A 15,098-nucleotide genomic window follows, 5' to 3' on the forward strand; every position below is an offset into this window, starting at 1 on the left:
GATTAATGGTTCAAAATGAATTCGCTACTGTTGAGCAATGCCCAAAACACGTCTCCCAATGCCGTCTTGGGATCATCCGCCGAGCCGCCTGAATCGACGTACGCGACCATTTTCTCAAGTTCCGGTCCCGAGGGATAACGGGACAACGCTGCCAAAAACAACGTGCGAATTCGCTCTGGTGTGTCCAAAAACGGCGACTCGGCGACCGCCGTCAACGTCGTGCTTTGCTCAACGTCCGTGGCAGTCTCGACGAATTCGCCGTTCATCAAAGCCAGCGCTTGCAGGATGGTCGTCTCCGCATCGACCGGTCCACCCGCTTCGTTGCCGAACAGTTGCCGAAATTTCGCCCGTTCCGAACTGTCGTTGATATTCAACGGGTTGCGATCAGCGTTGGATTCAAAAAATCCGGTCGCTTCGGCCAAACTGTCAAACAATTGCTCGGTGGTCAAACCTTGAATCGCCATTTTCGCATACAACCGCGGATCGGACTGGCTATCATCGGTTTGCCGACTGGTCAGTTGATACGCCCGACTGGCCACCATGCTCCGCAGCAAAAATTTGATGTCGAAGTCGTGTGCGGCAAATTCTTCAGCTAATTCGTCCAACAACTCGGGATGACTAGGCGGATTGTTCTCATCGAAATCATCGACCGGGTCGACCAGCCCCGTACCGAATAAGTGGTACCACATTCGATTCACTGCCGCACGTGCGAAATAAGGATTCTCGCGGCTCGTCAGCCAGTCGCCGAAGGCGTCGCGATAATTGGAAGCACCCGGTATGGGAACGGCCTTCTCCCCACTGAGGTACGTGGCTTCGACGATCTGTTTCGTCTCGGGAATCATTGTTTTTCCACTGCCCGGCCCGTCGAAGAAGGCGGCAAATTGCCAAAAGTCCTTTTGCTGCCACTTTGCAAATGGATGATCGTGACATTGGGCACATTCCAATCGCACGCCCAAAAACAGCCGCGACACTCCGGCGGCGATGACTTCCGGCTTGTCTTGTTTGGATTGAAAGTACGCGGCGGGACTCGACTCAACCGGCATTCCGGGGGTGAAATTCAGACGCGGCTGAGTATCGGTGGCAGTCAGCAATTCACGGACCATCACATCGTACCGCACGTCGTTGGTGAGTTGTTTGCGCAACCAAGCCTCGAAGGCGGGAATGCCACCGGCGAATTGGGGATCCGCTTCGGCATCAGGAATCATCAACGACCGCCAGACGCTGGTGAAGTTGACGATGAACGCAGGGCTTTCCAATAATTCGTCAACCAGTTCGCGACGTTTATTGGAGGACGGATTGTCCAGAAAGGCACGCACTTCCGACACACGGGGGATTTTGCCCGTCAAATGCAAATAGACGCGGCGCAAAAACTCCGCATCATCCGTCTCGGGTGCGGGAACGACATGGCCCGCTTCCCAGCCAGCCGAGATTCTCTGATCGATGGTGGCCGCCAAATCAGCCACATCATCGGCGCGGAGTTGCCCTGCTCCGGCTGTCACGCCGGTCAGCACAAGCACCAAGACCATCAAGCGCTTCATTGTTCGCCCCCTCGATAGCGAACTGTTTTAATTTGCAGACCTCCACGGGGCGTCATACACAGGTGCACGCTCTTCTGCGAATGCCAACGTGCATGCCGCCGCGTTTAAGATGCCCGCAGCAGCCAATTTTGTGCAAAAATCTCAGCAGGAATACCCAAAACAGTTGAGACAACACGGTATTCGCCGGAAACCATGCATTATTATCCTCCCGCAGCGTCGACATTACAAGCGGAGTCAACAAAACTGCAGGGAAACAGGCGTGAGGCGACAGGCACGAGGAAACTACACCACCCACCGCTCCGATACTACGAACCGCGGCCCTCCTCAACTTTCTGGCCACCGGCCACTGACCACCGGCCACTCTTTCCCCCCTCACTCCTCATCGGAGTGCGCCGGATAAGACGCCTGGAACCATTCCTCGTCAGCTTCGGAAATCCCGGGGGCGAGCACCGGTTCGGCTGTTTTGGTCTTTTCGCTCGAGGGAGCCGATTCGACGGTATCGGGGTCGAAGTCGCTACCTTGCGTCCGCACAAAGGCGATCCGTTGTTCAGCGGCGGGTAACGGCGTGTTGAGCGGGGCAATCCAATCAAACGCGCCTAAGGTAAAGGCTTCTTCGGAGAGTTGGCTTTCGTCGGGAATACAAATTGATAGCTCGCGACCATTCAATGAGGCCATCAACTCAGCTTCGACGAAGGGACGGGTATGTTCCGGACTGATTTTCGCGACCGTGTCGGCGACGACTACACAATATTGCCGTAACAATTCAGGATGGTGCATGATTTGAGCATGTTCGAAATCGGAAAGTTGCAAGCGGGCGATGTCAAATGAGGCGTCGTCGAGTCTCCGCACATCCTCGGGACTGAGGCCAGCCGATTCAATGCGGACCTTCACGAGATCTTGCATAACCTCATCATCGTTTGCTAGCACGATATCCTGCAACATGCCGCCGGCCAAACCACGACTTTCCAATTCCGCTTGCGAAAACATGATGTCCAGCGGCACGGGGAATTCGCTGCGGGGATTGATCGTCCACATCAATTGCCGGTCCGGCAGGATGAGCGACATCGACAAATCCCCTTGCTTGTCGTAGGTCTCGCCCCACCATGCAAAGAGTCGTCCTTCGTCGGTCCAGCGGGGGTTGCCGGGATAGGCGAAGTGCCGCAGCGGTAAAATAAATTGCAGCAACAACCACGCGACGACGCAATATTTTGTCGCTTCGCCCATCACCATTTCACTGCGTGTTTTCGGTTGCAGGGCCTGAGAACCACCACGGCGTGCGGGAACATTTTTTTTGAAAACGGGACTATCATCGAACCAGGCAAACGCCGCATCAATGGTCCCCCCGATTCGCCGCGTGGCCTTCCATCCCGACTGTAAAAACGGCAACTGCACAATCGCTGGGGCAAGGCGCGCGACAATCCGCCGCGGCCAGTCCGGCGAGCAAAAGACAAAGCTCAGCGCCCACAACAAGACCGGAGCAACTCCAATGCGCAGCCACAACCAGTCGGCAACATGCAACACGGTCATCAACACCAATCCCACGCTGCGGCTGCGTCGCCACAGCAGTAGGAAACCAAGGCTCAGTTGCAGCAGCATCACGCCCCAGGCCATGCCAATGGCCGCCTGCGCACCGACGGGTGCGTCGGCGAGTGCAAAACGTTCGACCAGCGGCGACCCGGACAGCCAATCGCCGTTGAGTTTTGAGAGACCGGAGAAGAAATAGACGAACAACAACTGCATCTGCACCAACCACGGTTGCCATCCCAGGACCGTGGCGCGAGTTTCGCGACCGAGTTGGCGGTCGGCCGACATCCAGCGATTGACCGGCAGCCAAGCGACGAGAATCGACATCAACGCCAGCAAGTAATAACCGTCGGCGTAATACAACGGATCGAGCAGAAACCAATACAGTGTTGCCGCACACAACAGCACGCTACAAAGTCGCGTCCGCCACCCAATGAAGACTGCGGCGGCGGTCAGAGCAATGATTGCCATGTGCGCATAGGGAAGATTCCCCGGCAACGGTTTGACGAACGTCGCCAGAGGGTATTGAAAATGTAACCCCAGCGACATAAACAGTTCGGGAACGCGCCCGGTGATGAGCACGCCGACGGCAAGCACAAACAACGCCGCAGCGGTCACCATCCGCACAACGGCCAGCGATGCACCATCGACTTCACGGCTGAGTTGATCAGAGAAATTTGCCCACATGGGTCGTGACTTTGGTTGCAAGTTCGAGGGTTGAACGTCGACGCATGGGAAGATTCCTCATGCGAAGGGCTTGATGCCATCCTGCGAAATCACCGCGGCTGCAATCCATTTTTTAAGCCGGCAAGCGTACATTCGCCGTACGTTCAGCATAGCAGACAACTGGGAGGCGTGTCGTCGCAGATTCACGGAATCGGATTGATGAGCGTTCAACCCGCGAAATCGTCGCAACCGGACCGTAGTTGAATCTGCCGCACAGGCTCCACGGTGCGATGGTAACCGGGGAAAGGGCGATTGCGCATCGCTCAGGTTCCATGCACCGCGGGGGACTTAGCCCGTTCTCGGCCAACCCATTCAACAATGGGCTAAAAAAGGGCCCAATAAATTCTTCAAAGCGGTCCGCGCAGTCGCCGGTGCGGACTCAGAAGCGAAGCCTAACGCCGTGTGGCGCGGAGGGGTAATGGATTGCTGCGGCGTGTAGTGCGGCGAACTGCGTTGCTGTCTCTGTCCGGGGCTTGGCCGGAAACGGTGGTGGCGCCGGATTGGTCCTGCCGTTTCAATTCCGCAGCGTACACCTTGGCTGTGAGTTTGAGCAGTTGAGTGCGACGAAGGTCAGGGATGCCGCCCATTTTCCCGGACAGTTTTTCCACCCAGCCCGGGCGAGTGGTCATGGCCATCGACATCATTTTTAGAAACGTGCTGATCTCACTAAATGTGCGATCGGCGATCCGGCCACTGATGGGGGACAAGATTTTGGCGATGTTGTCGACCGTTTGCGATGGAAAAGAAACGTACAAATCGGCCGAATGCGTAACGTAAATCTTATCGTTGGCTTCCTTGGAGTAGCCGGTCCGCAACAGGATTACCGACTGCGCTCGGATCGGCTTGGGGATCAGTGGACTCTTAAATTCGCCTTCACAAAACACCAAGTTCAGGTTGGGACTTTGGAACACGACGTCCATCGTGCCGATCGTCCCATCTTCGGCGTCTCCTTCGAATTCGAAGCGCCCCGTCTGCCACAAGCGCATTTTGGAGATTTTCATCGCTCGCCAAATGCTGGCCGTCACATCGGGGTGATAGACCATGAACTCGTAGGCATCCGGATCGCTTTCGAAGACGATCGTGGGCATGCGACGAAACATGGAAGACGAATTCACCACTTCCGCCACACGATTGCGGTCGGCAGGTGTCAATTTGTTCAGCGGCAAGGCCTGAATGGCAGCCCGTTTGGCCTCGTCGGATGAGGTGCCCACCGCCCAGGCGCGAGCATTATTGCGATTTTCCCGGGCCTGTTGAAATTGAATTTGCAAGATGTCGTTATCTTGAAACTCCTCGGAGAGAACTTCCGAGGGATCCATTAACGGCGGCTCCGCTTGCAGTCCGCCGGTCAGCATCCCTATCAGTAGAAGTGCCAACGGACAGGTCCACCGGCCCCGACGGAGCTTTCTCGCGATCAATGTCATGTTGTCTGCGCCTCCCCCGTTCCCCACGTTTTACGGTTCGCCGAACGCCCCATAGGCAGCGCTCCATCACGAAGCTCGGCTGAAACCCGTTACTTTCCATTCCATCGGCACAAACAGACAATCGAGACGAATCCAAATTGGAGTGAATTTGATCGGAGGGGGAGGATCAACAACGCGGAATTGCAGCAAAAAGCACAATCTGCGAAACTCTGAATGAATCGTCCCTGTCTTACAAATTCTGAGGATTCACATGTTTCAGCGTGATATCCGCCGCACGAATGCGTCAATTTCTAGTATGAAGACCAGCCGCGCTACTCTTTTGGCCCTGATCTGCCTCGCGACACCGCTATCGGCCGCCGCCGCAGAACCGCGGACAAATCCGGCGACCACAGAGCAAACTTGGAGGCCGAATTTGAAACTCAAAACGATGGGAGGCGTCCAGTTCTGGTCGGATGTCCACTTCTTCCACGGCTGGCACGTCCAGCAACACAGTTCGACCGGCCACTGTCGATTGCTCGATGCCGACGACGTGCGTCATGCATGGGGATCGCGTGAAGAATGCTTTGCCGCACTGGAAATAATTAAAAACAAACAGAAAATCCCGCCCAAGCCGGGCCGGACTGCCATTTTGGTTCACGGCATCGTGCGTTCAGCCCGCTCGATGAATGCCATCCGCAAACGATTGGAGGCGGACGGCTTTCAAGTGATTGGTTTTAACTATGCCAGCACGAGGATCGACATCAGCAGCGCCGCCGACTACCTGCAACAGGTGGTCGAATCGTTGGACGGGGTCGAGGAAATCAATTTTGTTGTTCACAGTATGGGGGGATTGGTCGTTCGCTCCTATTTGTCAAAGCATCGAGATAAACGCATCAAACGCCTTGTCATGTTAGGTGTGCCGAATCTGGGAGCGAAACTTGCCAAGGACCTCAAGCACAATTGGCTGTACAAAACGGTTTGGGGACCGGCGGGACAGCAATTGGCCAAGGATCCCAACGGGTTCATTGCCGGACTTCCCACGCCCGATTTTGAGTTTGCCGTGATCGCGGGAAGTCGCGGTACACTGGATGGTTACAATCCGCTGCTTCCCGGCGATGATGACGGCACCGTCGCTGTAGAAAATACGAGACTCCCGGGTGCTACGGATTTCATTGCCGTGCAGAGTTTGCATTCGTTCTTGATGTACGACTCGGCGGTTCTTGACTACACACTCCGATTTTTGACCGAAGGCCGACTGCGCGCTGAAGGGGAGCGGCACCCCATTCCCCAAAAACAAGCTGCAGCAGATGCGGCCAAATCATAGTGATGATATCCCGACCATTGCACTGCACGGCGATCTGACTGTCGGCATGGGGGGAATGATACATAGAGGAATCGACTTGAGCATCCTGGACGAAATCGTGGCCCACAAACGCGGCGAAATTGCAGCTGCGCAGCAAAGTACGCCGTGGGACACATTGCAATCTCAACTGGCCGACGCACCGCCGGTCCGTGATTTCCATGCGGCACTGAATACCGCTGCCAACATGCACGTTATCGCCGAAGTCAAAAAGGCGTCCCCCTCGGCCGGTTTGATCCGCGAGGATTTCGATGCGGCCGCCATTGCCCGGATTTATGAACAGCATGGTGCCGCCTGCATCAGCGTGCTGACAGACGAGCATTTTTTCCAAGGACACCTGGACTATTTGCGTGCGGTCAGGCAGGCGGTTGGTATTCCGGTGCTCCGTAAGGACTTCATTTTAGATCGCTATCAAGTGCTGGAAGCCCGTGTTGCTGGAGCAGATTGCATTTTGTTGATTGCCGAATGCCTCGATCCTGCCACGCTGGCTGACCTGTATCACTATGCGGATTCATTGGGAATGAATTGCCTGGTCGAACTTTATGAACCAGAAAACCTGGAGTGTGTCCTTTCCGTCAAACCCAAAATTGTGGGAGTCAACAATCGCGACCTCCGCACTTTTCAAACGGATCTCGGACATTCGTTGGCACTGCACCAACAGGTTGATGCCGAGACTATTTTTGTGAGCGAAAGCGGAATTCGCTGTCGTGACGACGTGGTCCGTTTAGAACAAGCGGGGGTGGACGCGATTCTTGTGGGGGAAACCCTAATGCGTTCTACAGACATTGGCGAGGCTCTCGAGAACTTGTTGGGGTAGAACGCAGAGGTATAGTACGGAGTCCCTGCATTTGCCAGCCAGTCGCTGGAGTCGACTGCCTAGTGGTGGCCATGGCCGAATTCGATGGTGCAACGGTTTATTTGCGGGAACTAACCGCAACGTCATGACGTCCAATGGCAGCGACGGATTAGAGTGTCCGTATGGAGAAAAAGAAAATTTGTTGTGGAATGATTGTTTGAATTACATCAAGACTACGACGAATCCTGTAGACAAAGTTCTGCGGACGTGTTGTAATTACTATTACTGAAAGTGCGAAGGCGGGCTCGCTCACACATTCAAAACTTCGGCGCTCGGGAATCAAAACCAATGCTGTTTCGCCTAACTTTTTGCGTCGCAATGTCGCTGGCCCTTATCTCGGCCAGCGGATGCGGCGGCTCGACATCCAGTCCGTTGACTGCTGGCAGATCAATGGATAACGATCCGTTCGCTAACCACGATGTGACGGTGCATTCCAGCGAAGTGGTCACGGTGCAGGCAGGGGCAAAATCCGACACTCGCCGAACAAAGAGGAATCCCAACCGCCGCAATACCGAACCGATGCCGGCGAACCCAACCCGGGGATACGGTATGGTGGGCGAGCGGAATACAGCGCGGTCCTCGAAGACATCCAATCCCGAATCGTTGCCTCGGGTGAAGCCCAAACCGGAACATCCCATCGTGGCGCTCATCGGCGAGAGCGCGCCCAATATCAATGTCCCCATCGCGGGAGGCGGGCAAGTCAATCTGGTGAGCCACCAATCATCCGAGGTTCTCGTCATTGTGCTCTGGGCGAGTTACAACCACCTTTGCCAAGACGAATTGCCCGCATTGAAAGCAGCAGTCGAGCGCTATTCCGAGGAGCAAGTGCAACTCCTCGCTATCAATGACGGCGAAGGTATTGTGACGATTAAAAAATACCTGGAGAGAAACAATCTCGAACTTAAAGTCGGCATCGACATGAAGCAAGAAGTTGCCGATGCGTTTTTGGTGCGTCAATTGCCATTTGTGGCCATCATCGACAATGAGGGGATCGTGCAAGGCATCCATGTGGGATACATTGATTCCTTGGGTGACGATATCAGCAAAGACTTGGAATCACTCGTTTCCGGCAAAAGCATTATCGAGAAATCCAAAGAGCGGCTCAGCCGTCAAAAACTCTCCTTGCGAAGTCCCGCTCCCTCGATGTTGAATCAACGCTCACTCGTGAAGCATCAATAGCCCGGCGGCACGGAGTCGTTCTAACGCATTCCCGCGATTCTAGTATGCGCGGGCCCCTCCGCTGTGCAGCTGTCCATCACAACCGATGTGCGTCTGCATGCGCTGAGAACTCTTCCCCCCTCAGCGGCATGTAATTCCTGCCGCGAACCAGCCCAGCGGTTCTGATTGCGCCGGTTTTGCGGGCACTGCTCTTTGCGACAGAGGCAAAATTTGCTCCTGCTACGTCGTGACCTATAGTTTTCCGAAGGACACCGCGCTGCGCTGCAGGAGATGCCTGTGCCCAGCGAACAGCGGTGACATAGGCCAACTCAATCCCCCCGCACACCTGCCAAACCCCGTACGACCGGAACGTAAACTATGTCCGAGCAAACAACTCAAGGCACAACGCCCTCCGCTGAAACGCCTCCCACGACCACAGCAGCAAAAATTGTTTTGGCGCTGCAAGCAGTAGGCATCGGCGTGGTGATAGCCATCGTCGTCTCCTTGGCCCGTTTGGCGCAACATCCGGAATTCCAGGCCTTCTATCTGGGCCTCGATCAAATGCGGACGCCGTTGATTGCCGGCGCGCTAGCGCTAGTCGTCGTCATTGCCTCGGTGATTTGGATTCGTCCCAAATCCCGAACGGTGTTGACCGCTGCTGCAGTGATGTTCGTCTTGTTTTTAGGCTTCAAGTCTGTGCTGCGTATCGAAAGTTTTTCCGGCGGCATGGTCCCCCGTTTTGCTTGGCGGTGGACGCCAACTGCTGAGGAACAATTCGTCAAATTTCAAACTCAACACGCAGCTGAAACGGCTGAAACCGCCGAAGTTGACTCCGGCATAGATGTCGTGGCTCGTGCGAACGATTACACAACTTTTCTGGGTACAGCCCGGGACGGCGTGATCAACAACATCGCGTTGGAAACCGATTGGTCGGCCTATCCGCCGCGCGAATTGTGGCGGCATCCGGTCGGATTAGGCTGGGGTGGTTTTTCTGTATCCGGCGACGCAGCCATCACGCAAGAACAACGCGGCGAGGAGGAAACGGTCGTTTGCTACGATTTGAAAACGGGTCGCGAAGAATGGGTTTCGCGCAACCCGCAGCGTTTTGTCGACACACACGGCGACGGTCCGCGGGCGAATCCCACAATTGTCGACGGCCGCGTTTATACGATGGGTGCGTTGGGACAATTGTCCTGTATTAACGGAACTGATGGCGCTTCGATCTGGACGCAAAATACACTCGCCGACCCGGCATCGCAAAACATTCTGTGGGGAATGTCCGGATCTCCCTTGGTCGTTGAAAATCGGGTCATTGTCACACCCGGTGGGGGAGCAGGGCGTGCGATCGTCGCCTATGACGCCGCCCAAGGAGACGAACTTTTTCACGGTGGCGACGATCCGGCCGGCTACGCCTCACCGGCCCTCGTACAACTCGCCGGACAAACGCAATTCCTTAGCTTTAACGGCGCGGGACTACGTGGATTTGATGAACAAGGAGAACCGCTTTGGCTGCACCCTTGGTTGACACAAGGGGAATCACAGCGCGTCAACGTTGCCCAACCGGTCGTCGTCGAAGGACTCGGTGAAGAGACTGCGCAAGTCGGCCACGTGTTGGTCTCGTCCGGTTACGGCACGGGAGCTGCGCTGTTGCGGATCACTCACGAGAACGACCAGTGGCAAGTGACCGAAGTCTGGCGGAACCGCAATTTGAAATCGAAGATGTCCAATTTCGTGGTGCAGGACGGGTTCGTGTACGGCATGGACAACGGAATCATGACTTGTCTGGATCTCAAGACCGGTGACCGCAAATGGAAGAAAGGCCGTTACGGCCACGGACAGATTCTGCTGGTGGGCAACGTTTTGCTTGTTCAATCCGAATCGGGCAAAGTGGTCTTGGTCGAAGCCACGCCGGAGGAGCATCACAAATTGGCCACGCTGGCGGCGCTGGGCGACAAGACTTGGAATCACCCCACGCTGTCGGGCAATATCCTGATCGTCCGCAACGACCGCGAAGCGGCCGCCTTTGAGTTGCCGCTACGACAGACCAACGAGGTGGCGGCGACAACCTCATCCCAGCCGTAAGCGACGGATACAAGGAATCGCATCCCAGGTTTGTGGGGCCGCAACCGGCCTGCTAAATTGAATTTCCAATTTTGACAAACCGGCCGGTCCGCTACCGTTAGCGGTTGTCGGCATCTGGTTGCCGTCTAAGCAAAGGATTGTGCGCTATGCCCGTCGAGACTGAACATCGCGCCGCCCCAATGGGGCCGCTGATGTCTGCGGCCTATGTATTGCTTGCGGCATTGGCCATGGCATATGGCTGGGGTTATCGCGGGACGGTGGGGCACGAATACGGGGCCATGGTACCGGGCGCTCTATTGGGGATGATGCTCTGCCTCGGTTCGGGGCGATTGGACTGGCAGCGCCGCGCGGCTGTCGTGGGGCTTTTCGCGGCTGTTGGTTGGGCCTGGGGCGGCTCCATGAGCTACATGGAGCAGACGTTCTACGTCCTCTCCGATTCCTATCCCGATGTACTGTATGGCTTTGCCGTGCTGTTTTTTATCGGCGGTTTATGGGCTGGTTGTGGCGGTGCGTTGTTGGGGTTGGGATTGACCGAATCGCGATCGGAACTGGCCAGCTTGACGCGGGTGTTTATCGTGGTTTGTTTGCTCTATTTCGCAGCGTTTCTTGACTTACTTCTGGTTCCCGCACACCGTGATGCGTACATCACATTCACCGTCAAACACATGCACAACGGGGACTGGTTGTCCGCCACGCTGACCTTGGTGGCGAGTGCGTTGTATTGGATCGCGCGGCCTCAGGATCGCAATGCCTCAGCTTTGTTCCTTTGGGGAGCAGTGGCGTGGTGGGTCGGGTACGGCGTGCTGACACAACTTGGCGGCCTGCGATTGGGGCCCTTGCACCGCAGCGAAAGCTGGGGCGGTGTGGTGGGGATTCTCGTGGTCTTTCTCATCTATCTCATCCGCAAAAAAAACCGCGCTGCTTTAATGTTGTCTTTGTATGGATGCGTCGGCGGCGGACTGGCGTTTGTGTTGGCTGTGTATATTCACAACGCTTTGATGTTGCGTTGGGGCCCGGTTGCCGACATGCAGTTGGTGATTCCAGCTTGGCGGACCGCTGAGGTGACGTTTGGTTTTTTCATGGGACTAATTATGGCCGGAGGCGTACTGCGGTTGCTGCGCGATGGCATCCAACCGCCGGTCGAAGATTGTCCGCGCGCGCCGTTGGATGCATGTGCAGTCTTAGTGATGATGATTGTCTTGCCCTGGATCAATTTTCGCCGGCACTTTGCCCGGCTGCTCCGCAGCGCGCCCCCAACAGAGGCCAACCAATGGCTGGGACTATCCACAGGTGGGTGGATAGTTTTGCTGGGCATTCTGCTGACCGTACCCGCTGTGTATCTGTTGTGGCGGTACCGTCGCGGGGATCGGAGTTGGGCACCACCAACGGCCTTTGGAAAAGGGGCGGCTGTCGTACTGTTTTTGTTGTGGGGGACCGCAGCAGCGCAGTTGTTCGACGGTTATCCCACGCGACAAGCGATTCTGGGACATTTGTTGTTGTGGCTGCCTGCGGCGCTGGCGACATGTCTATTGGTGAGTTTCGTACCTACCGCTCCATGTGCTACAGAACCGATGGGGGCAATGACCTCATCAAACGATTCACGATGGCGCGTCGGTTGGCCATTTATCGTCTGTTGTGCCCTCATGCCGGGCGTGATTCTCGCTGTGGCCGGCACCAGCGTCTTTCTTCAAGAAAAGTCCGCCGGCGAGCGAGGTCGTTTACGATTTGGGCCGAAGGCGTATTGGCGGCAAACCGAACGGTTGCAGGGAACATGGAACGTCGTTGGCATCGCCGCGGCGCTCGACAGCTCGGATCTCCAGACCGACAATTTACCGCTGAGCCGCCTGATCTTCGATGCGAACCGTCACGTTAACGCTGTGACTTCTACTGGCGAGACCATCGACGAGCATCGTTGGTTTCTCAAGGACCAATTCATCTGGTTGCAATGGGTTAGCAAGGCAAACGGTCACGAACAAGCGGCTGAAATCCCGTTGCAGTTTCAAAAACAACGCCTGTACATTGCTTGGCCCCCTCGGCTCCAGAATCAGGGTTTTCTGATCCTGGAACGCGCCCAACCATCCGGCGCATAAAAGAATCCCGTCCACCGCCCGAAGGCGGGGACGGGATCTGCCCCGTGTCGGAATGGTGTCCATTAAAAAAAGTCCATCAATTCCAACACTCTTTCTCCCTGCCCCTAAACAGAGATCGCTCATGTTCGATTTTTGTGTGGTTGTTTATTGTGGTTGGAGAAACCGTTGTCCCTTCGCTACCAAACGGATCACATCTCTTTGACAAAACCGGACACCCGTTTCAGAGTTTTTTGAGAAAAACTTGAAAATGCCTCTCAGGGACCGCTCGTCGCGTGCAAATCCCCATTTTTCCAGGTGTTTTGGGGGGCCTAAGCCGCGGGGGTTCGATCCGTGTGAGGATCGAAATGCGTCTCAGTCACCAAGTGGTGCTGTCAGCGAAGCGACCGCGGCATTAGAAAACCGGGCGAGATATTCGCCGCGCGGCTCCTGCGGCTGCGTCGTGAGCATGATGGCAGCCGTTTGCCAAGTGGGGTCAATCCATAACAGCGAGCCGGTCGCCCCCCAATGGCCATAATTGTGCGGCCCTAGGAAATCACCAAAATTGCGGCTGTCCCCCGGCCAATGCAGTCGCCAGCCCAGTCCCCACGGCCGCGAGCGACGTTCCAATTCGGGGACATCGCGCATGGCGAGAAATTGATTGCGTGTGGCAGCGGCAAGGGTGGCGGGGCTGAGGAGCGGCTGGTCCTCCCCACGACCACGATTCAGCAGAAATTGTGCCAAGCATGCCAGGTCGGCCGGCGTCGTCAACAATCCGCCCCACGGGGCGCCAAGTTGCCGCCAATAGCGCGTGTTCCAATGCCAATTGCTGCCAACCTGCGCTTCGGGGATCCGTAATTCCGCGATGCGGTCGACGGTGGGATTCTCTCCCGTGTACCAGTTGTCTGGCGCGCCCAGTGCGGTATCGTGCATTCCCAACGGCGCGAAGAGTTCGTTCTGTAAAAATTCTGCACAGGACTGACCGGTCACGCGGCGGATGATTTCTCCCAGCATGCAAAACCCCATGCTTTGGTACTGCACGCCGCGGCCGGGACGAAAGGCGAGTGGTTGCCGACAGGTCTCTTCCACAAACGCCGACAACGGTGCCTGCGCGCTGCGAAGTTCGGTGTTGTTGGGCAGCATGTCCGGCAAGCCCGATGTGTGCGTGAGCAGATGCCGGATCGTCACGCCGTGCTTGCCGTTGTTCCCAAATTCCGGCACGATGTTTTTCACGCGGTCATCGAGCACAAACTCTCCCCGCTCCACGAGCAACAGCGCTGCCATGCCCACGATCGGTTTGGTGATCGATGCGATTAAAAAGATCGCGTCGTCACGAATCGATGGGGCATCAGCGGCGCACGTTTGTCGGCCGAACAGATGGGGACCAGTCGTCTTGCCGTTGCGGAGAAGCATCACCCCGGCAGCGGGAACATGATCGGTCTCAGTCCACGACCGCACTAGCCCCAACGCGTGTTGCCAACGCGCGGAGTCCAATCCGATATTCTGCGGCGTATCGATCGAGAACATAAATCAACGAGTTTCCCTAAGATACAGCCGTGTAGGGCAGGCTCCCGCCTACCGCAATTCACGACACGGTTTGGGGCAATGTGTTTATTCCTCGCCGTACGCCGCATCCAGATCGCGGGAATTGGCTTCCAGCATTTTCATAAACGCGCCAAAATCGCCGCCGTAATTGACCAGTTGGGCGCCTTGTTGATGCAGCTGTTTGACATGGTCGGCCGAAAACCCGGGTTGGCCCCAGGCCTTGCCGTGTCGTTTGGCGGCGGCGGCGACATGCTCGGTCGATTCCTCCAGCGTGCGGCTTCCCTCAGGGGCGTTTCTCAATCGCAACGACAAATCTCCCGGCCCGACGAACAGGCCGTCGACGCCCGGCACAGCAGCGATTTCATCGGCGTTGTCCACTGCTTCGGGCGTTTCGATTTGGACCACCAGGAACGTTTCGCGATTGGCCGCGTCGGTGTAGTCCTCCCCCCCTTGCAGGTAAAAATCGCTGTCCAGGCCTGCGCCGTCGATGCCGCGGTCGCCGAGCGGCGGAAACTTGACCGCGCGGACCAACTCTTGTGCCCGTTCCGCTGTCGAGACGTGCGGAATCATCAACCCGGCGGCCCCGTCCTCAAAATAACGGTACAGCCGAATCTTCTCCAACGTCGGAGCGCGGAGCATGCAATCGATGTCGCACAGATGAAAATAGGCCAACAGCGACTGCACTTCGCGCTGGCTCATCTCCCGATGTTCCAGGTCCAGCCAGATGCAGTCATACTTGAAATGGGCCGCATGCCGGATGTAAGCGGGGATAAAATGCCCCAACGCACACATCCGCACCGGTTTGCCGGCCCGCAATTTGGCCAATGTTTTGCTCGGTCGCAT

The 15,098-nt window shown here is 56.4% G+C and carries 10 protein-coding genes; 5 read left to right on the top strand and 5 right to left on the bottom strand.

What is annotated here, in order from left to right; all coding sequences use genetic code 11:
- Positions 1-2: 2 nt before the first annotated feature.
- The 3 genes from CA54_RS17630 to CA54_RS17640 form a co-directional block, all read right to left on the bottom strand.
- Positions 3-1,538, bottom strand: coding sequence for a DUF1549 and DUF1553 domain-containing protein (locus CA54_RS17630; protein ID WP_146372119.1), 1,536 nt, complete (start codon positions 1,536-1,538; stop codon positions 3-5).
- Positions 1,539-1,910: 372 nt separating this feature from the next.
- Positions 1,911-3,749 carry an HTTM domain-containing protein gene (locus CA54_RS17635; protein ID WP_146372120.1) on the bottom strand — a complete coding sequence of 613 codons (1,839 nt, stop codon included), beginning with the start codon at positions 3,747-3,749 and terminating at the stop codon, positions 1,911-1,913.
- 431 nt (positions 3,750-4,180) lie between these two features.
- The gene (locus CA54_RS17640; protein ID WP_146372121.1) at positions 4,181-5,209 is read right to left on the bottom strand and encodes a hypothetical protein; all 1,029 of its coding nucleotides are present in this window, start codon (positions 5,207-5,209) and stop codon (positions 4,181-4,183) included.
- Positions 5,210-5,459: 250 nt separating this feature from the next.
- Between CA54_RS17640 and CA54_RS17645 the strand changes: the two genes are divergently transcribed.
- The 5 genes from CA54_RS17645 to CA54_RS17665 all read left to right on the top strand — a co-directional run bounded on the left by CA54_RS17645 (position 5,460) and on the right by CA54_RS17665 (position 12,734).
- A complete protein-coding gene (locus CA54_RS17645) occupies positions 5,460-6,512 on the top strand; it encodes an esterase/lipase family protein (protein WP_146372122.1) in 1,053 nt (350 codons plus the stop codon).
- Positions 6,513-6,567: 55 nt separating this feature from the next.
- Positions 6,568-7,365, top strand: coding sequence for an indole-3-glycerol phosphate synthase TrpC (gene trpC, locus CA54_RS17650; RefSeq protein WP_197532582.1), 798 nt, complete (start codon positions 6,568-6,570; stop codon positions 7,363-7,365).
- Positions 7,366-7,794: 429 nt separating this feature from the next.
- A complete protein-coding gene (locus CA54_RS17655; RefSeq protein WP_197532534.1) occupies positions 7,795-8,583 on the top strand; it encodes a TlpA family protein disulfide reductase in 789 nt (262 codons plus the stop codon).
- A 357-nt stretch (positions 8,584-8,940) separates the two neighbouring features.
- Positions 8,941-10,644: a PQQ-binding-like beta-propeller repeat protein gene (locus CA54_RS17660; protein ID WP_146372124.1), complete on the top strand. Its 1,704-nt coding sequence runs from the start codon at positions 8,941-8,943 to the stop codon at positions 10,642-10,644.
- Between the two features lie 146 nt (positions 10,645-10,790).
- The gene (locus CA54_RS17665) at positions 10,791-12,734 is read left to right on the top strand and encodes a hypothetical protein (protein ID WP_146372125.1); all 1,944 of its coding nucleotides are present in this window, start codon (positions 10,791-10,793) and stop codon (positions 12,732-12,734) included.
- Between the two features lie 351 nt (positions 12,735-13,085).
- On the opposite strand, the gene CA54_RS17670 is transcribed toward CA54_RS17665, so the two are convergent.
- Both CA54_RS17670 and CA54_RS17675 read right to left on the bottom strand, forming a co-directional pair.
- Positions 13,086-14,237: a serine hydrolase domain-containing protein gene (locus CA54_RS17670; RefSeq protein WP_146372126.1), complete on the bottom strand. Its 1,152-nt coding sequence runs from the start codon at positions 14,235-14,237 to the stop codon at positions 13,086-13,088.
- Between the two features lie 84 nt (positions 14,238-14,321).
- Positions 14,322-15,098 (bottom strand): HpcH/HpaI aldolase family protein, encoded by a 777-nt coding sequence (locus CA54_RS17675; protein ID WP_146372127.1) that lies wholly within the window; start codon positions 15,096-15,098, stop codon positions 14,322-14,324.

Source organism: Symmachiella macrocystis (assembly GCF_007860075.1).
Classification (GTDB): Bacteria; Planctomycetota; Planctomycetia; order Planctomycetales; family Planctomycetaceae; genus Symmachiella; species Symmachiella macrocystis.

Excerpts from the sequence above, each read along its gene's own strand:
- CA54_RS17660 (WP_146372124.1), top strand. The coding sequence starts at position 8,941 with ATGTCCGAGCAAACAACTCAAGGCACAACGCCCTCCGCTGAAACGCCT.
- CA54_RS17630 (WP_146372119.1), bottom strand. The coding sequence starts at position 1,538 with ATGAAGCGCTTGATGGTCTTGGTGCTTGTGCTGACCGGCGTGACAGCC.
- CA54_RS17645 (WP_146372122.1), top strand. The coding sequence starts at position 5,460 with ATGTTTCAGCGTGATATCCGCCGCACGAATGCGTCAATTTCTAGTATG.
- CA54_RS17655 (WP_197532534.1), top strand. The coding sequence starts at position 7,795 with ATGGATAACGATCCGTTCGCTAACCACGATGTGACGGTGCATTCCAGC.
- trpC (WP_197532582.1), top strand. The coding sequence starts at position 6,568 with ATGATACATAGAGGAATCGACTTGAGCATCCTGGACGAAATCGTGGCC.
- CA54_RS17665 (WP_146372125.1), top strand. The coding sequence starts at position 10,791 with ATGCCCGTCGAGACTGAACATCGCGCCGCCCCAATGGGGCCGCTGATG.
- CA54_RS17675 (WP_146372127.1), bottom strand. The coding sequence starts at position 15,098 with ATGCGACCGAGCAAAACATTGGCCAAATTGCGGGCCGGCAAACCGGTG.
- CA54_RS17640 (WP_146372121.1), bottom strand. The coding sequence starts at position 5,209 with ATGACATTGATCGCGAGAAAGCTCCGTCGGGGCCGGTGGACCTGTCCG.
- CA54_RS17635 (WP_146372120.1), bottom strand. The coding sequence starts at position 3,749 with ATGTGGGCAAATTTCTCTGATCAACTCAGCCGTGAAGTCGATGGTGCA.
- CA54_RS17670 (WP_146372126.1), bottom strand. The coding sequence starts at position 14,237 with ATGTTCTCGATCGATACGCCGCAGAATATCGGATTGGACTCCGCGCGT.